At 60.2% G+C, this 24,336-nt stretch carries 15 protein-coding genes; 9 read left to right on the forward strand and 6 right to left on the reverse strand.

The genetic code is table 11. From position 1 onward, the window contains the following. The first annotated feature begins 171 nt into the window (after positions 1–171). The 4 genes from aceE (at position 172) to msrA (ending at position 8,204) form a co-directional block, all read left to right on the forward strand. Positions 172–2,817, forward strand: a complete 2,646-nt coding sequence (gene aceE / locus ICY20_RS10195; protein WP_122485514.1) for a pyruvate dehydrogenase (acetyl-transferring), homodimeric type — start codon at positions 172–174, stop codon at positions 2,815–2,817. Between the two features lie 11 nt (positions 2,818–2,828). After that, positions 2,829–4,472: a dihydrolipoyllysine-residue acetyltransferase gene (aceF, locus tag ICY20_RS10200; protein WP_122485515.1), complete on the forward strand. Its 1,644-nt coding sequence runs from the start codon at positions 2,829–2,831 to the stop codon at positions 4,470–4,472. A 317-nt stretch (positions 4,473–4,789) separates the two neighbouring features. Next, positions 4,790–7,483 (forward strand): putative bifunctional diguanylate cyclase/phosphodiesterase, encoded by a 2,694-nt coding sequence (locus ICY20_RS10205; protein ID WP_194937413.1) that lies wholly within the window; start codon positions 4,790–4,792, stop codon positions 7,481–7,483. Positions 7,484–7,556: 73 nt separating this feature from the next. Then, a complete protein-coding gene (gene msrA / locus ICY20_RS10210; protein ID WP_159959843.1) occupies positions 7,557–8,204 on the forward strand; it encodes a peptide-methionine (S)-S-oxide reductase MsrA in 648 nt (215 codons plus the stop codon). 167 nt (positions 8,205–8,371) lie between these two features. Here the strand turns inward: msrA and ICY20_RS10215 are convergent, their stop codons facing one another. Next, positions 8,372–9,208 (reverse strand): 23S rRNA (adenine(2030)-N(6))-methyltransferase RlmJ, encoded by an 837-nt coding sequence (locus ICY20_RS10215; protein ID WP_016975658.1) that lies wholly within the window; start codon positions 9,206–9,208, stop codon positions 8,372–8,374. Positions 9,209–9,383: 175 nt separating this feature from the next. Between ICY20_RS10215 and ICY20_RS10220 the strand changes: the two genes are divergently transcribed. Then, complete coding sequence (locus tag ICY20_RS10220) at positions 9,384–10,661, forward strand: O-acetylhomoserine aminocarboxypropyltransferase/cysteine synthase family protein (protein ID WP_194937414.1); 1,278 nt, start codon at positions 9,384–9,386, stop codon at positions 10,659–10,661. On the opposite strand, the gene ICY20_RS10225 is transcribed toward ICY20_RS10220, so the two are convergent. The 3 genes from ICY20_RS10225 to putP form a co-directional block, all read right to left on the reverse strand. After that, positions 10,647–11,330, reverse strand: a complete 684-nt coding sequence (locus ICY20_RS10225; protein WP_194937415.1) for a DUF4123 domain-containing protein — start codon at positions 11,328–11,330, stop codon at positions 10,647–10,649. The two genes, ICY20_RS10220 and ICY20_RS10225, sit on opposite strands and share 15 nt — an antisense overlap. Before the next feature lie 28 nt (positions 11,331–11,358). Next, positions 11,359–13,191 carry a type VI secretion system Vgr family protein gene (locus ICY20_RS10230; protein WP_194937416.1) on the reverse strand — a complete coding sequence of 611 codons (1,833 nt, stop codon included), beginning with the start codon at positions 13,189–13,191 and terminating at the stop codon, positions 11,359–11,361. A gap of 203 nt (positions 13,192–13,394) precedes the next feature. Beyond that, the gene (putP, locus tag ICY20_RS10235; RefSeq protein WP_159963295.1) at positions 13,395–14,879 is read right to left on the reverse strand and encodes a sodium/proline symporter PutP; all 1,485 of its coding nucleotides are present in this window, start codon (positions 14,877–14,879) and stop codon (positions 13,395–13,397) included. A 460-nt stretch (positions 14,880–15,339) separates the two neighbouring features. On the opposite strand from putP, the gene putA reads away from it, so the two are divergent. From putA to ICY20_RS10250, 3 genes are all read left to right on the forward strand, one after another. Beyond that, positions 15,340–19,293, forward strand: coding sequence for a trifunctional transcriptional regulator/proline dehydrogenase/L-glutamate gamma-semialdehyde dehydrogenase (gene putA / locus ICY20_RS10240; RefSeq protein ID WP_194937418.1), 3,954 nt, complete (start codon positions 15,340–15,342; stop codon positions 19,291–19,293). Between the two features lie 192 nt (positions 19,294–19,485). Further along, positions 19,486–21,288, forward strand: a complete 1,803-nt coding sequence (locus ICY20_RS10245; RefSeq protein WP_194937419.1) for an acyl-CoA dehydrogenase — start codon at positions 19,486–19,488, stop codon at positions 21,286–21,288. A gap of 169 nt (positions 21,289–21,457) precedes the next feature. Then, entirely contained in the window at positions 21,458–21,658 is a 201-nt protein-coding gene (locus ICY20_RS10250) for a hypothetical protein (protein ID WP_159963298.1), read from the forward strand. Between the two features lie 57 nt (positions 21,659–21,715). Here the strand turns inward: ICY20_RS10250 and ICY20_RS10255 are convergent, their stop codons facing one another. Together ICY20_RS10255 and ICY20_RS10260 are read right to left on the reverse strand one after the other, a co-directional pair. Continuing rightward, the gene (locus tag ICY20_RS10255) at positions 21,716–22,009 is read right to left on the reverse strand and encodes a cell division protein ZapA (RefSeq protein ID WP_159963299.1); all 294 of its coding nucleotides are present in this window, start codon (positions 22,007–22,009) and stop codon (positions 21,716–21,718) included. Further along, the gene (locus tag ICY20_RS10260) at positions 22,006–22,236 is read right to left on the reverse strand and encodes a hypothetical protein (protein ID WP_017734888.1); all 231 of its coding nucleotides are present in this window, start codon (positions 22,234–22,236) and stop codon (positions 22,006–22,008) included. Before ICY20_RS10260 ends, ICY20_RS10255 begins: the two co-directional genes overlap by 4 nt. Before the next feature lie 278 nt (positions 22,237–22,514). Here ICY20_RS10260 and ICY20_RS28550 point away from each other — a divergent pair, with 278 nt between their 5' ends. Next, the gene (locus tag ICY20_RS28550) at positions 22,515–24,140 is read left to right on the forward strand and encodes a methyl-accepting chemotaxis protein (protein ID WP_194937420.1); all 1,626 of its coding nucleotides are present in this window, start codon (positions 22,515–22,517) and stop codon (positions 24,138–24,140) included. Positions 24,141–24,336: the final 196 nt, after the last annotated feature.

Below are 24,336 nucleotides of genomic sequence, written 5' to 3' on the forward strand. Positions count from 1 at the left end.
TTTACTACTCGTATATACATTCGAAAGGCTGAAATGGCCGACGATTTGTAGTAAAACTACAGGACGCCGAAGCAACCTTCGGCCATCCAAGAATTTATGTCGTCTGCCCACAAGGCCAGTCGCAAACTTCAGGCAACCGATTCTGGTAGCCTTTCCGCCCTGGAGCAAGCCATGCAAGACCTCGATCCCGTCGAAACCCAGGAATGGCTGGACGCCCTGGAATCGGTTCTCGACAAAGAAGGCGAAGACCGTGCGCACTACCTGATGACCCGTATGGGCGAACTCGCAACCCGCAGCGGTTCGCAATTGCCTTACGCCATCACCACGCCATACCGCAACACCATCCCCGTTACCCACGAAGCACGCATGCCTGGCGACCTGTTCATGGAACGCCGCATTCGCTCGCTGGTACGTTGGAACGCCATGGCGATGGTAATGCGCACGAACTTGAAAGATTCGGACCTGGGCGGTCACATCTCCAGCTTCGCTTCCAGCGCAACCCTGTATGACATTGGCTTCAACTACTTCTTCCAGGCCCCGACCGACGAACACGGCGGCGACCTGATCTACTTCCAGGGCCACACCTCGCCAGGCGTTTACGCCCGTGCGTTCATGGAAGGTCGCATCACCGAAGACCAAATGAACAACTTCCGCCAGGAAGTCGACGGTCAGGGCTTGTCGTCCTACCCGCACCCTTGGCTGATGCCTGATTTCTGGCAGTTCCCGACTGTATCCATGGGCTTGGGCCCGATCCAGGCGATCTACCAGGCACGTTTCATGAAGTACCTGGAAGCCCGTGGCTTCATCCCTGAAGGCAAGCAGAAAGTCTGGTGCTTCCTGGGCGACGGCGAGTGCGACGAGCCGGAATCCCTGGGCGCCATCTCCCTGGCCGGCCGCGAGAAGCTGGACAACCTGATCTTCGTCATCAACTGCAACCTGCAGCGCCTCGACGGCCCGGTTCGCGGCAACGGCAAGATCATCCAGGAACTCGAAGGCGTGTTCCGTGGTGCTCAGTGGAACGTGACCAAAGTCATCTGGGGCCGTTTCTGGGACCCACTGCTGGCCAAAGACGTCGACGGTATCCTGCAACGTCGCATGGACGAAGTCATCGACGGCGAGTACCAGAACTACAAAGCCAAAGACGGCGCGTTCGTACGTGAACACTTCTTCAACACGCCTGAACTCAAGGCGATGGTTGCAGACCTGTCCGACGACGAGATCTGGAAGCTCAACCGTGGCGGCCACGACCCGTACAAGGTCTACGCGGCGTACCACGAAGCGGTCAACCACAAAGAACAACCGACCGTCATCCTGGCCAAGACCATCAAGGGTTATGGCACCGGTGCCGGCGAAGCGAAGAACACTGCACACAACACCAAGAAGGTTGATGTTGAAAGCCTGAAGTTGTTCCGTGACCGCTTCGATATCCCGGTAAAAGACGAAGAGCTGGAAGACCTGCCGTTCTTCAAGCCAGAGCCAAACAGCGCCGAAGCCCGCTACCTCAGCGAGCGTCGTACCGCACTGGGCGGTTTCGTGCCACAGCGCCGCGCCAACAGCTTCAGCGTACCGACCCCAGACTTGAGCACCCTCAAGGCCATCCTGGACGGTTCGGGCGACCGTGAAATCTCCACCACCATGGCTTTCGTGCGTATTTTGGCGCAGCTGGTCAAGGACAAGGACATCGGCCCGCGCATCGTCCCGATCATCCCGGACGAAGCCCGTACCTTCGGTATGGAAGGCATGTTCCGTCAGTTGGGCATCTACTCCTCCGTCGGCCAGCTCTACGAGCCAGTCGATAAAGACCAAGTGATGTTCTACAAGGAAGACAAAAAGGGCCAGATCCTCGAAGAAGGCATCAACGAAGCGGGCGCCATGAGCTCCTTCATCGCTGCCGGTACTTCGTACTCCAGCCACAACCAGCCGATGCTGCCGTTCTACATCTTCTACTCGATGTTCGGCTTCCAGCGCATTGGCGACCTGGCTTGGGCAGCAGGCGACAGCCGTACCCGTGGTTTCCTGATCGGCGGTACCGCCGGCCGTACCACGCTGAACGGCGAAGGCCTGCAACACGAAGACGGTCACAGCCACATCCTGGCTGCCACCATCCCGAACTGCCGCACCTTTGATCCAACCTACGGCTATGAGCTGGCGGTGATCATCCAGGACGGCATGAAGAAGATGACCGAAGAGCAGCAGGACGTTTTCTACTACATCACCGTGATGAACGAGTCCTACCAGCAGCCTGCAATGCCGGCTGGCGTGGAAGAAGGCATCATCAAGGGCATGTACCTGCTCGAAGAAGACACCAAGGAAGCAGCGCACCACGTACAGCTGATGGGCTCCGGCACCATCCTGCGCGAAGTGCGTGAAGCGGCGAAGATCCTGCGTGAAGAGTTCAACGTCGGCGCCGACGTGTGGAGCGTCACCAGCTTCAACGAACTGCGTCGCGACGGCCTGGCCGTAGAGCGCAGCAACCGCCTCAAGCCTGGTCAAAAACCAGCGAAGAGCTACGTCGAAGAGTGCCTGGCCGGCCGTAAAGGTCCAGTCATTGCCTCTACCGACTACATGAAGCTGTTCGCCGAACAAATTCGCCAGTGGGTCCCGTCCAAGGAATTCAAAGTCCTGGGCACCGACGGTTTCGGCCGCAGTGACAGCCGCAAGAAGCTGCGTCACTTCTTCGAAGTCGACCGTCACTTCGTGGTGTTGGCAGCCCTGGAAGCCTTGGCTGACCGTGGTGAGATCGAACCTAAGGTAGTGGCTGACGCTATCGTCAAGTTCGGGATCAACCCGGAAAAACGCAACCCACTGGACTGCTGAGGAGACTTTTTGTGAGCGAACTCATTCGCGTACCTGACATCGGCAGCGGTGAAGGTGAAGTAATCGAGCTGTTTGTGAAGGTCGGCGACACCGTCGAAGCCGACCAGAGCATCCTGACCCTGGAATCGGACAAGGCGAGCATGGAAATCCCTGCTCCCAAGGCCGGCGTGGTCAAGAGCCTGAAAGTGAAGCTGGGCGACCGCCTGAAAGAAGGCGACGAACTGCTGGAACTGGAAATCGAAGGTGCCGCTGATGCGGCCCCTGCGCCAGCGGCTGCTCCGGCTGCCGCTGCTGCACCGGCACCTGCCGAGAAGCCAGCCGAGGCCCCTGCGGCCCCGGCTGCTGCTCCTGCTGCGGCCTCTGTTCAGGACATTCACGTCCCGGACATCGGTTCGTCGGGCAAGGCCAAGATCATTGAGCTGCTGGTTAAAGTCGGCGACACCGTCGAAGCCGACCAGTCGCTGATCACCCTGGAGTCCGACAAGGCCTCCATGGAAATCCCTTCGCCGGCTGCCGGCGTGGTGGAAAGCATCGCGGTCAAGCTGGAAGACGAAGTCGGCACTGGCGACTTCATCCTCAAGCTGAAAGTACAAGGCGCTGCGCCGGCTGCCGCTCCAGCACCGGCCGCCGCTCCAGCTGCCAAGGCTGAAGCTGCACCGGCTGCCGCCGCCCCTGCCCCTGCTGCAAAAGCTGAGGCCGCTCCGGCTCCAGTGGCTGCTGCACCTGCGCCAAGCGGTGCCAAGGTTCACGCCGGCCCTGCCGTGCGTCAGCTGGCCCGCGAGTTCGGCGTTGAGCTGAACGCAGTCGCGGCCACCGGCCCTCACGGCCGCGTGCTGAAGGAAGACGTTCAGGTTTACGTCAAAGCCATGATGCACAAAGCCAAGGAAGCTCCGGCTGCCGGCGGCGCTACCGGTGGTTCGGGCATTCCGCCGATCCGCACCGTAGACTTCAGCCGCTTCGGCGAAACCGAAGAAGTGCCGATGACCCGCCTGATGCAAATCGGCGCGGCCGGCCTGCACGCCAGCTACCTGAACATCCCGCACGTGACCCAGTTCGACCAGGCCGACATTACCGACCTGGAAGCTTTCCGCATTGCGCAGAAAGCCGTGGCCGAGAAGGCTGGCGTGAAACTGACCGTGCTGCCACTGCTGCTCAAGGCCTGTGCACACCTGCTCAAGGAACTGCCGGACTTCAACGCATCGCTGGCGCCAAGCGGCAAGGCGATCATTCGCAAGAAGTACGTCAACATCGGTTTCGCGGTAGATACCCCTGATGGCCTGCTGGTACCGGTCATCAAGAACGTCGACCAGAAGAGCCTGCTGCAACTGGCTGCTGAGGCTGCTGCACTGGCTGCCAAAGCCCGTGACAAAAAGCTCACCCCGGACGACATGCAGGGCGCGTGCTTCACGATCTCCAGCCTCGGCCACATTGGCGGTACCGGCTTCACGCCAATCGTCAACGCGCCGGAAGTGGCGATCCTGGGCGTGTCCAAGGCAACCATCCAGCCAGTGTGGGACGGTAAAGCGTTCCAGCCGAAGCTGATGCTGCCGCTGTCGCTGTCTTACGATCACCGTGTGATCAACGGCGCCGCTGCTGCACGCTTCACGCAGCGCCTGAGCCAGTTGCTCAACGACATCCGCACCATCTTGCTGTAAGTCTCAAGGGGCCGTCTTTTCACCGAGGCGGCCCGGTTACACCGATTTCCGAGCGCCACGCTCGTACCTCAACCCCGCCACTTGGCGGGGCTTTTTTTGCCTGCTTTCCAGACAGATACTTGGACAGGCAAAACAGGCTTGTACACCTTCCATCATTCCGATTGAAGAATCCCCTCTCGCGGCCGATAACACCCTTATAGCACTTAGCCTTCATCCTCTCTTGTCAGCCCGCGCTGCATGATGCAACCTTGCCGCAGGCAACAAAAAAGAGGGCGTGAGCCCGGCGCCGTGCGCGTTATTTGAAGTGAGTCTCCCCCATGAAAAGCCAACCTGATGTCGCCCGTATGGCGGCCGAGGTAGTGACGCAGTTACCGGTGCCTTCGCGCCTCGGTATGCTGCGTTTCGAGCGGCTGAATGAGGCGAGCTGGGCCCTGCTCTACCTCGACCCCAACTGCGAGCGCCAATTCGGCCTGCCGGCGGTCGAGCTGTGTGCCCTGATTGGCACGCCCTACGCCAGCCTGATGGAGCCCCAGGCTCGCTATCAACTGCACGACACCATCCAACAGCAACTGACTCAGAGCCCGCACTACCAAGTGCGCTACACCCTGCATACCGGCGACGGACCACTGAGCGTGCTGGAAACCGGCGAGGCGTATAAGCAACACAATCGCCACCTGCTGCGCGGCTACTTGATGGTGGTCGACGGCCTGTTCAGCGAAGTCTCCTCCCCTGCCCCGACGGCAGACCTCGAGAGCCAGAACAGCCGCCTACAGATCGCCTTGGAGCTCAACCAGCGCGCACAACAGGAACAGTTGCAGCATCTGGAGCGGGTGCGCGCCCAACAGGAGCTGATCCTGCTGCTGGCCCGCCAGCGCTACACCGCCAATAACTCGCTGCAAGAAGCCGCCGAGCTGATCACCCGTAGCGCCTGCGATATCTACCAGGTCGACAGCGCCCGCATCTGGCACCTCGAAGAAAAGCGCCTGGTGCCGATCGCCGCTTACACGAGAGCCGACCAGCAGCACTACTTGCCCGAGCCCATCGACGCCAGTGAGTTCCCGGACTACCTGGAAGCCCTGCACAGCAGCCGCGCAATCGATGCCACCAATGCGCTGCGCGACCCGCGCACCCGCGAGCTGGCCGATGAGTTGCGCAGCAAAGACATCCACGCCCTGCTCGACGCCAGCATCCGCGTCGACGGCCAGGTGGTCGGCGTGCTCTGCCTGGAGCAAATCGGCAGCACGCGCCTGTGGCAGGCCGACGAGATCGCCTTTGCCGGTGAGCTGGCGGACCAGTTCGCGCAGGTCATCAACAACCACAACCGCCGCACCGCCACCAGCGCCCTGCACCTGTTCCAGCGTGCAGTGGAGCAAAGCGCCAACGCCTTTTTGCTGGTCAATTGCGACGGCGTGGTGGAGTACGTCAACCCCAGCTTCACCGCGATCACCCAGTACACCGCCGAAGAAGTCCACGGTCACCGTTTGGCCCAACTGCCGGCGCTGGAGAACCTCAGCGAGTTGCTGTTCGACGCGCCGTCGAGCCTGGCCAAGAGCAACAGCTGGCAAGGCGAGTTCAAGAGCCGGCGCAAAAACCTGGAACCCTACTGGGGCCAGCTGTCGATTTCCAAGGTGTATGGCGACAACCGTGAGCTGACGCACTACATCGGCATCTACGAAGACATCACCCAGAGCAAGCTGGCCCAGCAGCGCATCGAGCGCCTGGCGTACACCGACAACCTGACCAACCTGGGCAACCGCCCGGCGTTCATCCGCAACCTCGATGAGCGCTTTGCCCGCGACAGCGACAGCCCTATCAGCCTGCTGCTGGTGGACATCGACAACTTCAAGCGCATCAACGACAGCCTCGGCCACCAGACCGGCGACAAGCTGCTGATCAGCCTGGCACGACGCCTGCGCAACAGCCTGAGTGCCGGCGGCAGCCTGGCGCGGTTTGCCAGTAACGAATTTGCCGTGCTGCTGGACGACACCGACCTGGAAACCGGCCAGCAAGTCGCCAGCCAGTTGCTGGCGACCCTCGACAAGCCGATGTTCGTCGACAACCAACTGATCAGCGTTACCGGCTCTGTGGGCCTGGCCTGCGCGCCACTGCACGGCCGTGACCCGCAGACCTTGATGCGTAACGCCGGGCTCGCGCTACACAAGGCCAAGGCCAACGGCAAACACCAGGTGCAAGTGTTCACCGAAGCGCTCAACGCCGAAGCCAGCTACAAGCTGTTCGTGGAAAACAACCTGCGCCGCGCCTTGACCCAGAACGAGCTGGACGTGTTCTACCAGCCCAAGCTGTGCCTGCGCAGCGGCCGCCTGCTGGGCATGGAAGCGCTGCTGCGTTGGAACCACCCGGAAAAGGGCATGATTCGCCCCGACCAGTTCATCAGCGTGGCCGAAGAGACCGGGCTAATCATCCCTATTGGCAAGTGGATTGCGCGCCAGGCCTGCCGCATGAGCAAGCAACTGAGCGCCGCGGGCTTGGGCAACTTGCAGGTGGCGATCAACCTATCGCCCAAGCAGTTCTCTGACCCCGACCTGGTGGCCTCGATTGCCACCATCCTCAAGGAAGAAGACCTGCCGGCCAACTTGCTGGAGCTGGAGCTGACCGAGGGCTTGCTGCTGGAAGCCACCGAGGACACGCGCCTGCAGTTGGACCAGCTCAAAAGCTTCGGCCTGACCCTGGCCATGGACGACTTTGGCACCGGTTACTCGTCGCTCAGCTACTTGAAAAAATTCCCCATCGACATCATTAAGATTGATCGCAGCTTTATCCACGAAATCCCGGACAACCAGGACGACATGGAAATCACCTCGGCGGTGATCGCCATGGCCCACAACCTGAAACTCAAGGTCGTGGCCGAAGGCATTGAAACCGCTGAACAGCTGGCGTTCCTGCGCCGGCATCGTTGCGACGTCGGCCAGGGCTACCTGTTCGACCGGCCAATCCCGGGCGCTGAGCTGTTTGCTATGCTCAAGCGCTACCCACGCGGCCCCGTTGCCTGACAGCGTGGTAACACTCGGGCACATTGGCTGTCTGACCTTTTACTGCTAACTCAACCTGACGAGAGGACTGATCATGGTCTTGCGCTCGGAAATTCTGGTGAATAAAAACGTGCTTCCTACTGCAGAACAAGCTTTGCCTGGCCGTGAAACCCCGATGACACTGCCTGAAACCCACTTCGTCAACGGCAACCCACTGCTGGGGCCGTTCCTCGATGACGTCGGTTTTGCAATCTTCGGCCTGGGTTGCTTCTGGGGCGCCGAGCGCAAGTTTTGGCAGCGCGACGGCGTGGTCAGCAGCGTGGTCGGCTACGCCGGTGGCTTCACGCCAAACCCAACCTATGAAGAAGTCTGCTCGGGCCTGACTGGCCACAGCGAAGTGGTGCTGGTGGTGTATGACCAAGCCAAAGTGAAATATGAAGACCTGCTGAAGATGTTCTGGGAACTGCACAACCCGACTCAGGGCATGCGCCAGGGCAACGATATTGGTAGCCAGTACCGGTCGGTGATCTATGCGACCACGCCTGAGCAATTGGCGGCGGCGCAGGCCAGTGCTGAAGCCTATCAGGGCGAATTGACCAAGGCCGGCTTGGGTGCAATCACCACCGAAATCGAAGAAGCACCGACGGTGTACTTCGCCGAGGCGTATCACCAGCAGTACCTGGCGAAGAATCCGCAGGGGTATTGCGGCATTGGCGGTACGGGCGTGACTTGCCCGATCTAAAGGCCATCACCGTTCAAAATGTGGGAGGGGCGGTGCGACGATTCGACTTGCCCCCGATAGCGATGGGTCAGTTAAAGATGTACTGACTGACACTCCGCCATCGGGGGCAAGTCGAATCGTCGCACCGCCCCTTCCACATTTGGTTCTATGTTCGGCTTTAGAGTTGGTTATTCCGCGATAAGCCAATCCATCTGCCACCCACCCTGGGTCTGGCCAAGTTTCTTGGACAACCACGGCAGCAGCTCACGCAACTCCTCCTCCAAACCCCACGGCGGGTTGGCAATCGCCAGGCCCGAGCCGGTCAAGGTGTTGGGCGTGTCCAGCGGATGCACCAGCAATTCCACCCGTAGCAGCTTCGGCGCGCCGGTGCCGGCCAGGTCCTGATAGAAACGACGCAACATGCGCTGGTCTTTCACCGGATACCAGATGGCCGCAACGGTCTGGCGCATGCGGCTCACGGCTTCCTTGAGGGAGGCGGCGCAGCGTTGCATCTCGTCAAGTTTCTCGAATGGCGGGTCGATCAGCATCAGCGCACGCTTCTCCGGCACCGGCAGCAAGGCACGCGGCACATGCCACCCTTCGCCCAGGTGCACTTTGACGCGGCGATCACCCTTCATGTTGTCTTTGAGCAACACGCCGTCTTCCGGGTGTTTTTCATTGAGCAGCACACGGTCCTGTGGCCGGGTGAGGCGTCGCGCCAGCTCCGGCGAGCCTGGGTAGTAACGCAACTGGCCGTCCGGGTTCATCTCGTGCAGTACACGCATATAGTCGGCGGTCAGCGGCGGCAGGTCGCTCTCGCCCCACAGGCGCGCGATGCCTTCCAGGTATTCACCGGTGCGATTGGCCTGGTCGCCCTGCAGGTCGTAAAGACCGATGCCGGCATGGGTGTCGAGGTAGGCGAACGGCTGCTCCTTGCGCGACATCAGGGCGATGAGGCGGGTCAAGGTCAGGTGTTTGAAGACATCGGCGTGGTTGCCGGCGTGAAAGGCGTGACGATAATTCATGGTTGCTCCTGCGCAGGGGGCGAAGTTTACCTTTTACGCGAGCATTGGTGCACTGCGGCGTGCCGGGCGGTGCTTATGTCGAAAAGCTCGCATGCGGGCCGAAAAAAATCTAAATGCCGAGCCTAGGGCAGATTTATTGTGGCAATCCACTTTCCAGGGAAGGCCAATAACAATCATGAAAGACGCCACCATCGCACTGCACCACGGCTTCAAGTCGGACCCGACCACCAAAGCGGTCGCCGTGCCGATCTATCAGAACGTCGCCTTCGAATTCGATAACGCCCAGCACGGTGCCGACCTGTTCAACCTGGACGTGCCCGGCAATATCTATACGCGCATCATGAATCCCACCAACGATGTGCTGGAGCAGCGTATCGCCGCCCTTGAAGGCGGCATTGCAGCCCTGGCGGTGTCGGCGGGCAGCGCGGCGATCCATTACGCGATCCAGACGCTCACCCGCGCCGGTGACAATATCGTCACCACGCCGCAGCTGTATGGTGGCACCTACACACTGTTTGCCCACCTGCTGCCAAGCTTTGGCGTTGATGTGCGCTTTGCCCGGGACGACTCCGCCGCGGCCATCGCCGAGCTGATCGACGACAACACCAAGCTGGTGTACTGCGAAAGCATCGGTAACCCGGCGGGCAATATCGTCGACCTGGAGGCCCTGGCCAACGTGGCCCACGCGCGCGGCGTGCCGCTGATGGTCGACAACACCGTAGCTACGCCGATCTTGTGCAAACCGATCCAATTCGGCGCCGATATCGTCGTGCACTCGGTGACCAAGTACATCGGCGGCCACGGCAACTCCCTGGGCGGCGTGATCGTCGACAGCGGCACCTTCCCGTGGGCCGATCACCCAGACAAATTCCCCGGCCTCAACAACCCCGAGCCGGCCTATCACGGCGTGGTCTACACCGAAAAGTTCGGCCCTGCCGCGTTCATCGCTCGTGCCCGCACCGTACCACTGCGCAACACCGGCGCAGCGTTGGCCCCGATGAACGCCTTCCTGCTGCTACAGGGCCTGGAAACCTTGGCGCTGCGCATGGAGCGCCATACCGAGAACGCCTTGAAGGTCGCGCAGTTCCTACAAGGCCATGCCGATGTGAACTGGGTGAGTTACGCCGGCCTGCCGGAGCACCCTCACCACGCACTGGCGCAGAAGTACCTGCAAGGCAAACCTTCGGCGATCCTGTCGTTCGGCTTGAAAGGCGGATACCAGGCCGGTGTGCGTTTCTACGATGCGCTGCAAATTTTCAAGCGCCTGGTAAACATCGGCGACGCCAAGTCCCTGGCCTGTCACCCGGCATCCACCACCCATCGGCAGATGAACGAGCAGGAACAGGCCAAGGCGGGTGTTAAGCCGGAAATGATTCGCCTGTCAGTCGGTATCGAGGCCATCGAAGACCTGATCGAGGATCTGCAACAGGCCCTGGGCTCAACTCAGCTCTGAGGCAAGATAGTCGACCAGCGCTTCATGGCTGACATCCGGGCTGCGCGCAAAATAGGCGACCTTGTGCTGCAAGGTCGCCGGGGTGAAGGCTGCTTGCAGATCGGGGCGTTGCTCTTCAAGCCATTGCAGCAAGTTGTCGATTAGGGTGTGTGGGGATTGCTCTGCCAGGTGCGCCAGCAACGGCGCGGGCACTCGCCACCAGGGGCTGGCTTGGGCGACAGTGATCGGGCCCGTCGAGACGCTCAATGACTGGCCGTTGATCAGATAGCGCACGAATACCGGCAATATCTCTGCGCCCGCTCGCTCAATGATCGGCAGAAACTGTTGGCCATCCCAAAAACGCAGAAACACGTCCTTGCCGTCGGGCAGGTACACCTTGGTCAAGCCTTGCAGGTGCCCAACCACAGTTTCCAGCGGGCAGGACGACACCGCCAGCCACCCCCAATCCAAAGCGTGAGTGGCGCCAGCCCAATTCATGAACGGGCTGCCCGGTTCGACGATACCCACACAGGGCATCACCTCATCCCACCCCGCATAGGGCGTGCCCTCCCAGAGGGGATGCAGCGGCGCCCCAGCCGCCATCGCCCGCCAAGCCTCCAATGGTTTGGCGTCGCTGGCAGCGCCCAGCACGGCAAAGATCTGTTCACCCGCACGTAAAGGTTGCAACATTTGCGTAAGGTCCTTTTTGAAGTAACCGTCAGGCGATGGCGCACTGATTATTCTTGCAGCGCTCACACTCTTCACAAAAAGGCGCGCTGCGCTTGAGGGTGGCCATTTGCACACTGCTTAACGGAGCGAGCAACGCCTGCGTCAATCCCGGCTCCAAGGGCGCTGGCGCACTACCAAGGTCGATCGACACACTGCTGAAAATCCCGGCCGCAGAAATGGAGAGCGAGTGACCCCCGGCCTGAATCATCACGCTGGCGCCCGCGTCAATCACCACGCTTTGCCCGGCGCCAATGTGAATGGCTTGCCCCGCCTTAACCCAACAGTCGTTCAACACGTCCTGCGTCCAGTTTCGTTGGGCGCGCAGGTAGATCTCCTCAGCGCCTTTGCGGTCCTCGATACGCAGCTCGTTGTAACCGCCACCACCGGGGCTGCTTTGACTGCGTAAAATGCTTCGGGTCTTGTGCGCAGGCAGATCCAGGGGCGCGGGCGTTGCGGCATTGGGCAGGCAGCCAACCACCACTGGCATATCCATATCGCCGTTTACGAAGCCCACCAGTACTTCCATGCCGACCCGCGGGATCATCACTGCACCATAGCGATCATGCGCCCACCCGCTGGCCACCCGCAGCCAGCAGCTGGAGTGGTCGTTATGTTCCCCGTTGCGGTCCCAGGCCAGTTGCACTTTGACCCGACCGTATTCATCGCAGTGGATTTCACTGCCGGCAGGGCCGGTCACCACTGCGTTCTGATAGCCAGCAATGCTCGGGCGTGACTGATCAGGCAGGGGCGGACGGAAAATTACATCCCACGGCGTTGCTGTGAACTCATTGCGATAGCCCTGGCTAAAATCCCCGCCCGCCAGGTCGGTCACCGCCTCCTCCAGCACTTGGGGTTGCTTGCCCTCGTGAGCGATCTGGGTCACCAGCCACAAGTCATTCAAGTCATCGCGTGGGTGGCCGCTCAATGTGAGGAAGCGACCACTGAGCAATGCGGGGTCATCACCACGGCCACGCGCAATCCGGTAACCGCTGCGGTGGCGCTCCAGAGCGCGCTGGGCGAGGTACTTGCCATGGGCACGGTCACTGAAATGGCCGGGGTACGCCTGCCCTTCAAGGCGGGGCAACTGCTCGCTGCACACCGCGCTCTCCAACGTCAGTTGGGGCTTGCGCAGATCGTAATCGCGCAGGCTCACAGCGCTCGTGCAGGTTTGCAGCTGCACCGCAAAACGCTTGATCGCCGGTGTGTCCGCGACCATGCCGGAGCCGGGGCTGTATGGGGTGGGCTGATCGATCTGGAGGAACACCGTCTGGTCATCACCAAACACCAGCAAATGCTGCTCGGGCGAGTGTTGAAAGTGAAAGTGAATACCCTGCTCGGCACACAACCGCTGAATGAAGGCCATGTCGGTCTCAGCAAACTGCACGCAATACTCGCGCTCCGGATAAGTACCACTGAGGCGAAACTCAAAGCAGTCGCTCTGAACGCCCTGCCCCATCAGCACCTGCGCGACAATCTGAGGCACGGTCTTGTGTTGGAAAATACGCTGGTGACTGCTGTGATTCAGATACGCGAGCTGCGGCACAAGGCTTATCTGATAACGCGTCAAGCGTCGCCCCGAGTCACCTTGCGCCACTCGGTAGACCAGGCCGTGCACACCATGACCCCGATCATCGAAACTCAGATACACCTGGCGGTGTAGCAGGCCTTCCAGATCCAGACCCGGTTGCTCGCTGACCAGTTCAAGGTCAAAGCAATAGGGCTGGCTGAGCGCTTCTTCGCCCTTGAAACTGTAGACCTTGAGGTCGCTGGCAACCCCGTCCAGGGTCAGGTTGAAAGCACTGTGATTGGCAGGAGCGAACATCCGGTGTTTCTCTGCGAGGGGTAGAAGGCAGATTCTGCATCACTGTTGCGCCCTGCTGAGCACTGCCCGGTCAAATCAGTAAAAGCCTACACACGGGTGTCTGAATCTTCTTCAAGCGCTCTCAAATCACAGGCAAAAAAAGACCCGCCATCCGTAGGACGCGGGCCTTTTTTCAATTCAACGAGCGCATAACGCCCGACGAATCACTTGTTGAGGTTGTAGTCTTTTTCCGCCGCATCAAAACGCTCGACCATACCGGCAGTCGGGGCGCCCATCTTGCTCACGAAGAAAATCGCGAGGCTGGCGAAGATGAAGCCAGGGATGATTTCGTACAGGCCGAGCAGTTCGAAGTGTTTCCACACGATCACAGTGATCGCGCCCACCAGGATGCCAGCCAGTGCGCCGTTGCGAGTCATGCCTTTCCAGATCACCGAGATCAGCACTACAGGGCCAAACGCAGCGCCGAAACCGGCCCAGGCGTAGCTCACCAGGCCCAGTACGCGGTTTTCCGGGTTGGCCGCCATGGCGATGGCGATCAACGCAACCAGCAGCACCATCAGACGACCGACCCATACCAGTTCAACCTGGGAGGCGTTTTTGCGCAGGAAGGTTTTGTAGAAGTCTTCGGTCAGGGCACTGGAGCACACCAGCAGTTGGCAGCTCAGGGTACTCATTACCGCCGCCAGGATGGCCGACAGCAGCACACCAGCGATCCATGGGTTGAACAACAGCTTGGCCAGCTCGATGAACACACGCTCGTGGTTCTCGGTCACTGGGCCGGCCACTTCCGGGTGCGCCGAGAAGTAGGCGATACCGAAGAAGCCTACCGCTACGGTGCCGCCCAGGCACAGGATCATCCAGGTCATGGAGATGCGACGCGCCTTGGCAATCGACTTCACCGAATCCGCCGCCATGAAGCGCGCGAGGATGTGCGGCTGGCCGAAGTAACCCAGGCCCCAACCCATCAGCGAGATGATGCCGATGAAGGTGGTGTTTTTCAGCATGTTGAAGTTGTCAGGGTTCTTGGCTTCGATGGCCAGGAAGGTGGTGTCGACGCCACCGGTGGCCAGCAGCACGATGATTGGCGTCAGGATCAACGCAAAGATCATCAAGGTGGCTTGTACGGTATCGGTCCAGCTCACTGCCAGGAAACCACCGACGAAGGTGTAGGCAATAGTCGCTGCAGCACCGGCCCACAGTGCAGTCTCGTAAGACATGCCGAAGGTGCTTTCGAACAGGCGGGCACCGGCTACGATGCCGGACGCGCAGTAAATAGTGAAGAACACCAGGATCACGACAGCGGAGATGATCCGCAGCAGCCCGCTTTTATCTTCGAAACGGCTGGAGAAGTAGTCCGGCAGGGTCAGGGCGTCGCCGTTGTGTTCGGTCTGCACCCGCAGGCGACCGGCCACGAACAGCCAGTTGAGGTAGGCACCGACGATCAGGCCGATGGCGATCCAGCTTTCCGACAGGCCGGACATGTAGATCGCGCCCGGCAAACCCATCAACAACCAGCCGCTCATATCGGAAGCGCCGGCCGACAACGCCGTGACCACGCTACCGAGGCTACGACCGCCCAGGATGTAATCGGAAAGGTTGTTGGTGGAGCGATAGGCCATAAAGCCGATCAGCACCATTGCTGCGATGTAGATCACGAACGTGATCAGGGTTGGATTACTAACGCTCATATGAGTGACGCCCTGGCTTTGTTTTTATGTAGCGGCGGTCTGTCAGACGGCCACCCACTGCAAGTAGGTAGACGTAACTGCGTGCCGCGCATTTATGACTGACGTTTCCCCAGGAAAGCCGTCAGCCGATGAACCGAACCTTTAAGGTGGTTGCACCTTGGCCGCGAATGCTATTCAACAAAGCAAATAAGGTGCAACCAGTTTCTTGCGAATAAGTTGCACCCGGATATGAATTCCGCAAAACACCGTGTTTTTGCTCCTTTTCGGAGCAAGAACAGCCGATCTCAGAAGCAAATGCACCAAGCTGAAGCGGATTCCGTCGAGGGCGGTTTCAATTCCTGCAACCGTTAGAAAATTTCATGGATAAAAAGGGTTGCACCCGGTTGCACCTCTTGATGGGCGAAGCTAATCTTGCCGCCAGCTGATGCCACTCGGTAGTGGCACCCATGAGGATAAGAAAATGGCTACGACCACCCTTGGGGTCAAACTCGACGACCCGACCCGCGAACGCCTCAAGGCCGCCGCGACCTCCATTGATCGCACGCCGCACTGGCTGATCAAGCAGGCGATTTTCAATTACCTGGAGAAGTTGGAGGGTGGTGCAACCCTGACCGAACTCAATGGCCTGAGCAGCAGTGGCACTGACGACGCTGGCGAAGTCCAGACCGACCATGCCCACCAGTGCTTCCTGGAGTTCGCCGAGAGCATCCTGCCGCAATCGGTATTGCGTGCCTCGATCACCGCCGCTTACCGCCGCCCTGAGCCGGAAGTGGTGCCGATGCTGATCGAACAGGCTCGCCTGCCGGCCCCGATGGCCGAAGCCACCAACAAGCTGGCCGCCTCGATTGCCGAAAAACTGCGTAACCAGAAGAGTGCTGGCGGCCGTGCCGGTATTGTTCAGGGCCTGCTGCAAGAATTTTCGCTGTCGTCCCAGGAAGGCGTAGCGCTGATGTGCCTGGCAGAAGCGCTGCTGCGCATCCCGGACAAAGGCACTCGCGACGCGCTGATCCGTGACAAGATCAGCACCGGCAACTGGCAGCCGCACCTGGGCAACAGCCCGTCGCTGTTCGTCAACGCCGCCACTTGGGGCCTGCTGCTGACCGGCAAACTGGTCGCCACCCATAACGAAGCCGGCCTGACTTCGTCCCTGAGCCGCATCATCGGTAAGAGCGGCGAGCCGATGATCCGCAAGGGCGTCGACATGGCCATGCGCCTGATGGGCGAGCAGTTCGTCACCGGCGAAACCATCGCCGAAGCCCTGGCCAACGCGAGCAAGTTCGAAGCCAAGGGCTTCCGTTACTCCTACGACATGCTCGGTGAAGCCGCCCTCACCGAACACGATGCCCAGAAGTACCTGGCCTCGTACGAACAAGCCATTCACTCCATCGGCAAAGCCTCTCACGGCCGTGGGATTTATGAAGGCCCGGGCATCTCCATCAAGCTCTCGGCACTGCACCCGCGTTACAGCCGTGCGCAGTACGAGCGTGTGATGGACGAGCTGTACCCGCGCCTGCTGTCCCTGACCCTGCTGGCCAAGCAATACGACATTGGCCTGAACATCGACGCCGAAGAGGCCGACCGCCTTGAGCTGTCGCTGGATCTGCTGGAGCGCCTGTGCTTCGAGCCGCAACTGACCGGCTGGAACGGCATCGGTTTCGTGATCCAGGCTTACCAGAAGCGTTGCCCGTATGTGATCGACTACGTCATCGACCTGGCGCGCCGCAGCCGCCATCGCCTGATGATCCGCCTGGTAAAAGGCGCGTACTGGGACAGCGAGATCAAGCGCGCCCAGGTCGAAGGCCTGGAAGGCTACCCGGTGTACACCCGCAAGGTGTACACCGACGTTTCCTACATCGCCTGCGCACGCAAACTGCTGTCGGTGCCGGAAGTCATCTACCCGCAGTTCGCTACGCACAACGCCCATACCCTGTCGGCCATCTACCATATCGCCGGTCAGAACTATTACCCCGGCCAGTACGAGTTCCAATGCCTGCACGGCATGGGTGAGCCGCTGTACGAACAAGTTGTAGGCAAGGTTTCCGAAGGTAAGCTGAACCGTCCGTGCCGTGTGTACGCACCGGTTGGCACCCACGAAACACTGCTGGCCTACCTGGTACGTCGACTGCTGGAAAACGGCGCGAATACCTCGTTCGTCAACCGCATTGCCGACCAGTCCATTTCCATTCAGGAGCTGGTGGCCGACCCAGTAGCCAGCATCGAGCAAATGGCTACGCAGGAAGGCGGTTTCGGCCTGCCGCACCCGCGCATCCCCTTGCCGCGTGACCTGTACGGCAGCGAGCGCGCCAACTCGGCGGGTATCGACCTGGCCAACGAACACCGCCTGGCGTCGTTGTCATGCGCCCTGCTGGCCACGGCCCACAACAACTGGAAGGCCGCGCCGATGCTGGGTTGCGCCTCCAGCGAACAGCCGGCGGCACCGGTACTGAACCCGTCCGATCTGCGTGACGTGGTCGGCCATGTGCAAGAAGCCACTGTCGAAGACGTCGACAACGCCATCCAGTGCGCTATCAGCGCCGGCCCGATCTGGCAGGCTACCCCGCCCGCCGAACGCGCTGCGATCCTGGAACGTGCTGCCGACCTGATGGAAGGCGAGATACAGCCGCTGATGGGCCTGCTGGCTCGCGAAGCCGGCAAGACCTTCGCCAACGCCATCGCCGAAGTGCGTGAAGCCGTGGACTTCCTGCGTTACTACGCGGTGCAGGCGCGCAATGACTTCACCAACGACGCCCACCGCCCACTGGGCCCGGTGGTGTGCATCAGCCCATGGAACTTCCCGCTGGCGATTTTCAGCGGCCAAGTCGCTGCTGCATTGGCCGCCGGCAACCCGGTACTGGCCAAGCCTGCCGAGCAAACCCCGCTGGTGGCCGCGCAAGCCGTGCGCATCCTGCTGGAAGCCGGTATTCCGGAAGGCGTGCTGCAACTGCTGCCGGGCCAGGGCGAAACCGTAGGTGCGCGCCTTGTAGGCGATGATCGCGTCAAAGGCGTGATGTTCACCGGCTCCACCGAAGTGGCGCGCCTGCTGCAACGCAACGTCGCTGGTCGCCTGGATGCCCAGGGCCGTCCAATCCCGCTGATCGCCGAAACGGGCGGCCAGAACGCGATGATCGTTGACTCTTCGGCGCTGACCGAGCAAGTCGTGATCGACGTGGTGTCCTCGGCCTTTGACAGTGCCGGCCAACGTTGCTCGGCCCTGCGTGTACTGTGCCTGCAGGAAGATTCGGCAGACCGCGTCATCGAAATGCTCAAGGGCGCCATGGCGGAATGCCGTCTCGGCAATCCGGAGCGCCTGTCGGTCGACATTGGCCCGGTGATCGACGCCGAAGCCAAGGCTGGCATCGAGAAGCACATCCAGGCCATGCGCGACAAAGGTCGCAACGTTTACCAAGTGGCGATTGCCGACGGCGAAGAAATCAAGCGCGGCACCTTCGTGATGCCAACCCTGATCGAGCTGGAAAGCTTCGACGAGCTGCAACGGGAGATCTTCGGCCCAGTGCTGCACGTGGTGCGCTACAAGCGTAAAGAAATCGACCAGTTGATCGGCCAGATCAACGCGTCGGGCTATGGCCTGACCCTGGGCGTGCACACCCGCATCGACGAGACCATTGCCAAGGTGATCGACAACGTCAATGCCGGTAACGTCTATGTGAACCGCAACATCGTCGGCGCAGTCGTTGGCGTGCAACCGTTTGGCGGCGAAGGCCTGTCGGGTACTGGCCCGAAAGCCGGTGGCCCGCTGTACCTGTACCGCTTGCTGTCGACCCGCCCTACGGATGCCATCGAGCAATCCTTCGTACGCGGCGACGCTTTGTCTGCACCGGACGTGCGTCTGCGCGATGCCATGAGCCAACCGCTGACCGCCCTTAAAACCTGGGCCGACAGCAATAAGTTCAGCGACCTGAGCGCCCTGTGCAGCCAGTTCGCATCGCAATCGCAAAGCGGTATCACCCGCCAACTGGCTGGCCCGACTGGCGAGCGCAACAGCTACGCCATCCTGCCTCGCGAGCACGTGCTGTGCCTGGCGGAAGTGGAAGGCGACCTGCTGACCCAACTGGCCGCTGTGCTGGCGGTAGGCGGTTCGGCGGTATGGCCTGAAACTGACCTGACCAAAGCCTTGTTCCCACGCCTGCCTAAAGAGATTCAGGCGAAGATCAAGCGCGTGGCCGACTGGACCAAGGACGAGGTGGTATTCGACGCGGTCCTGCATCACGGTGATTCCGATCAGTTGCGTGCGGTGTGCCAACAAGTGGCGCAGCGTGGTGGTGCGATTGTTGGGGTGCATGGTCTGTCGCAAGGTGAGACGGCGATTGCGCTGGAGCGTCTGGTGATTGAGCGGGCGTTGAGCGTTAACACCGCGGCAGCCGGCGGTAACGCCAGCTTGATGACGATCGGCTAAACGCTGTAACCCCTGTGGGAGGGGGCTTGCCCCCGATTGCGGTATATCAGTCAACTTATCTCTGGCTGACACACCGCTATCGGGGGCAAGCCCCCTCCCACATTTTGCAGCTCCATCACCCAAATCAATCTTGCTATCCACCCTCCATTCGCGCACTTAGACTCAGGCCAATTTCTCCAAAGGTAAGCCGCCATGTCCGAGACGCTGCTCAGTTCCCGCAATCTGGCTTTCGAGCTGTACGAAGTCCTCGATGCCGAGGGCCTGACCCAGCGCGAACGGTTTGCCGAGCACAACCGCGAAACCTTCGATGCGGCGATCAGCACGGCGCGCAACATCGCCGAAAAGCACTTCGCCCCCCATAACCGCAAGAACGACGAGAACGAACCACGCTACGAAGACGGTAAGGCGATTCTGATCCCGGAAGTGAAACCGGCCGTGGATGCCTTCCTCGAAGCGGGCTTTCTCAGCGCCGCGCGCAGTTTTGAAGCGGGCGGCATGCAACTCCCCACGCTGTTGTCCCAGGCCTGCTTTGCGCATTTCCAATCGGCAAACGCCGCGTCAACCTCGTACCCGTTCCTGACCATGGGCGCCGCCAACCTGATCGAAAGCTTTGGCACCGACGATCAGAAACAACGCTTTTTGCAACCCATGATCGACGGCCGTTTCTTTGGCACCATGGCCCTGACCGAGCCCCATGCCGGCTCTTCACTGTCGGATATTCGTACCCGCGCAGAACCTGCGGCTGACGGTACTTACAGGCTCAAGGGCAACAAGATCTTCATCTCTGGCGGCGACCACCCGCTGTCGGAAAACATCGTGCACATGGTGCTTGCCAAGCTGCCGGACGCGCCCGCTGGGGTGAAGGGCATTTCGCTATTTATCGTGCCCAAATTCCTGGTCAACGATGACGGCAGCCTGGGCGAACGCAATGACGTGCTGCTAGCAGGGTTGTTCCACAAGATGGGCTGGCGCGGCACCACGTCCACAGCGCTTAACTTCGGCGATAACGGTAACTGTATCGGCTATCTGGTGGGCAAGCCTCATCAAGGCTTGAGCTGCATGTTCCAGATGATGAACGAAGCGCGCATCGGCGTCGGTATGGGCGCCGTGATGCTCGGTTACGCCGGTTATCTGTATTCGCTGGAGTACGCTCGCGAACGTCCACAAGGTCGCCTGCCGGATAGTAAAGATCCCACCACGGCTCCGGTCTCGATCATTCAGCACGCCGATATCAAACGCATGCTGTTGACCCAAAAAGCCTACGTGGAAGGCGCATTCGACCTCGGCCTTTACGCCGCCCGCCTGTTCGACGATACCACCACCCTGGCAACTGAAGCCGAGCGCAAGCAAGCCCACGAACTGCTGGACCTGCTCACCCCGATCGTCAAATCGTGGCCGTCGGAGTTTTGCCTCAAGGCCAACGAACTGGCGATCCAGATCCTCGGCGGCCACGGCTACACCCGCGAATACCCGGTGGAGCAGTATTACCGCGACAATCGCCTGAACCCGATCCATGAAGGCACCCACGGCATCCAGTCCCTGGATCTGCTGGGGCGCAAGCTGGCGCAGAACGGCGGCGCGGGCTTGAAGCAATTGATCAGACTGATCGCCGAAACCGGCGCCCGAGCGCAAGAATATCCGTCGCTGACCGCGCTAAGTGAGCCGCTGGAGACACTGGTGACTCGCTTGCAAAGCGTCACCCTCGGCCTGCTGACGGATCTCGCCCAAGGCAAGGTCAACAGCAGCCTGGCGAACTCGGCGCTGTACCTGAAAGTGTTTGGGCATACGGTGATTGGCTGGCGCTGGCTGGAACAAGCGATTCGCGCCGAAGAAGGGCTGGCCAAGGGCAATGCGGCCGATGTGGCGTTTTATAAAGGCAAGCTTCAAGCCGCCCGGTACTTCCTGACCTGGGAAGTACCGGGCTGCCATCATGAACTTGCGATTCTTGAGGCGCGGGATGATACGTGCCTTGGCATGCAAGAGGGATGGTTCTAATAGAGTTTAGTGACCTGGGGGGCGCAAAGTAATGAACGATTGATCTAAGAAACTGTGACTTCTCACAGTTATCAGGGAAGTTTTTGATGAATAAGCTTCAGGTGTTAGGAACGAATTCGACATCGAATTTTTCCACTATCAACGGTCTACACCGCCTGGAGAGTTCAACATGAAAACTGCACCGACAATTGTTCTAGTTAGTAAAAAAGGCGAGCGTTTCACCCCCCAGGATGTGACGCTGAATGAGTACCTTCTGTACGCCAACAAAGGAGACAAGCTACTCGTGTTGGGTAATAGTAAAACTGTGGATCATAAAATTTTTAACTATGAGTCCAACGATCAGTACTCCATCGAGATCGTGTACGAGTAAGACCAAACGAAAAGCCTAGTGCGCGCACTGAAAAGACGCCGCGCACCAGAACATTGGTTAAGGTTGCCCCATCACCTTGGAAATCACCTCGACCGTGGCGCTGACTTGCTCTTGGTAACGGTCGAGTTCCTCCTGGTGCGCCTGCTGCATTTCGATCTGCTCGGCGCACAGGTTCAGCGCCGCCAGCACCAGTAACTTATCCCCAATCAGCGTCGGGTACTTTTTCTTGGTGGTGGCCAGGGAGGCCTTCAGCATCGTCACGGCGTGCATCAGGGTCTTGTCTTCCCCGGCCGGGGCCTTGATCGAGTAATCCTCACCGAGAATCGAAACGACCTTTATCCCCTCGCTCATGCGCCGACAGGACCCGCGCTCACACGCTCAACCAACGCTTGAATGCGCGCAGCGGTGGCGCCGTTTTTTTCTTCCTGCTCCATCAGGTTCAATTGCAGGCTGTCGTTCTCATCCTTGGCGCGGGCCAGTTCGGCCTTGAGGGATTCATTGCTGCCCAACAGGTCTTGATTCTGCTGTACCAGGTCGCTGACCAGTTGTTCCAATTGGCTGAGGGATGCTTCTAACATTTTGATTTCTCGGGCTTTTTCAAAGGGCGGTGACGATAAAGAAAATTCACCTCGGATGCCAGGGTTATCCCTGGCGCGCAGCCCGATTTTTAGGGGCCGGGCCGCACTTTCGAGCCTTAGTGACTGCAATTACCCCATCTGGTTCCTGAATCGGCCAAACCCCTCGTCAGATGCGACAAAAACGCACACACCCCTTTAGACTTTAGTCGTACGACCGATAGAGAGGCACACCCCGTCTCATGGCCGCACGGATCGCGCTTCTCCCCAAGGTTTCCCGCATGTCCCTTCGTAATATGAATATCGCGCCGCGCGCCTTTCTTGGCTTCGCGTTTATCGGCGCGCTCATGTTGTTTCTCGGTGTGTTTGCACTGAACCAGATGAGCAAGATCCGTGGTGCCGCTGAAGAGATCACCTTGTCCAGCGTGCCGAGCATTCGCGCCCTCGACGAGTTCACCCAGCTGACCCTGCGCCTGCGCGTGCTGTCCTACCGCTTGCTGACCAACCGCGAACCGGACGTGCAACAAAAGACCCTGGAGACCTTCGAGTTGCGCGACCAGCAGATCCGCACCGCCCAGGCCATCTACGAGAGGCTGATCGACAGCCGTGAAGAACGCGCCGCCTACGACGAATACGTGAGTCTGCTCGGCCAGTACCGCCAGATTGAAGCGCGCATGAAGAGCCTGTCCCAGGCCAATCAGGTCGAAGCGCTGCGCACGCTGATCAACACCGAGCTGCTGAGCAATTCAGAGCAGGTCAACGCGGTGCTGGCGCGCTTGCTGGACATCAACAACAAAATGGCGCTGGTTACCAATGACGAAGCCAAGGCTCAATACGACCTGGCCTTTAAGTTGGTGGTCGGCCTGTTGGTCCTGGCGACTGCGCTGACCGTGCTGTTCGCGTGGTTGCTGACCCGTAGCATCACCCTGCCCATTTCCCAGGCACTGGAGGCCGCCGAAGAAGTCGCCGAAGGCAACCTGACGCGCCCGATCAAAGTCGACGGTAATGACGAAGCGGGTCGCCTGCTGGCGGCCATGGCCAAGATGCAGGACAAACTGCGCGACACCCTGCAACGCATCGCCGGTTCTGCCACCCAGTTGGCATCCGCCGCCGAAGAGTTGAACGCGGTCACCGACGAAAGCGCCCGTGGCCTGACCCAGCAGAACAACGAAATCGAACAAGCCGCCACGGCCGTCAACGAGATGACCAGTGCCGTGGAAGAAGTCGCACGCAATGCCGTCAGTACGTCCGAAGCCTCGCGCAACGCCACCACGTCCGCTGGCGACGGCCGCGACCTGGTGCAGGAAACCGTCAGCGCCATCGAACGCATGAGCGGCGATGTGCAGGCGACTGCCACGTTGATTGGCGACTTGGCCAATGAGTCTCGGGATATCGGCAAGGTGTTGGACGTGATTCGCGGCCTGGCCGACCAGACCAACCTGCTGGCCCTCAACGCCGCCATTGAAGCAGCGCGTGCGGGTGAAGCCGGTCGTGGCTTTGCGGTGGTGGCCGATGAAGTGCGGGCCCTGGCCCATCGTACTCAGCAGTCCACCAGCGAGATCGAGCGGATGATCGGCAGTATCCAGGCCGGCACAGAGCACGCGGTGGATTCGATGCGTAACAGCACCGAGCGTGCGGAATCAACGTTGAACATCGCCAAAGGTGCGGGCATTTCGCTGGAAACCATCAATACCGCGATTGTCGAGATCAATGAACGCAACCTGGTGATCGCCAGCGCGGCGGAAGAGCAGGCGCAGGTGGCGCGGGAAGTGGACCGTAACCTGGTGAACATTCGGGATTTGTCGGTGCAATCGGCGACGGGTGCAAGCCAGACCAGTGCGGCGAGCAATGAGTTGTCGCGATTGGCGGTGGATTTGAACGGCATGGTTGGCCGTTTCCGCCTTTAACTGACACAACTGGGTTAAAAATGTGGGAGGGGGCTTGCCCCCGATGGCGGTGTATCAGTAACAGATGTGCTGACTGATACACTGCCATCGGGGGCAAGCCCCCTCCCACATTTAGATCTGCACCCGCCTTGAAAAGCTTTTTGACAGCACAGCAATTCAACAGGTTAGAATCGCTGGCACGCAGACTGCATGGTCA

Origin of the sequence: Pseudomonas pisciculturae (genome assembly GCF_015461805.1) — a bacterium.
GTDB classification, from domain to species: domain Bacteria; phylum Pseudomonadota; class Gammaproteobacteria; order Pseudomonadales; family Pseudomonadaceae; genus Aquipseudomonas; species Aquipseudomonas pisciculturae.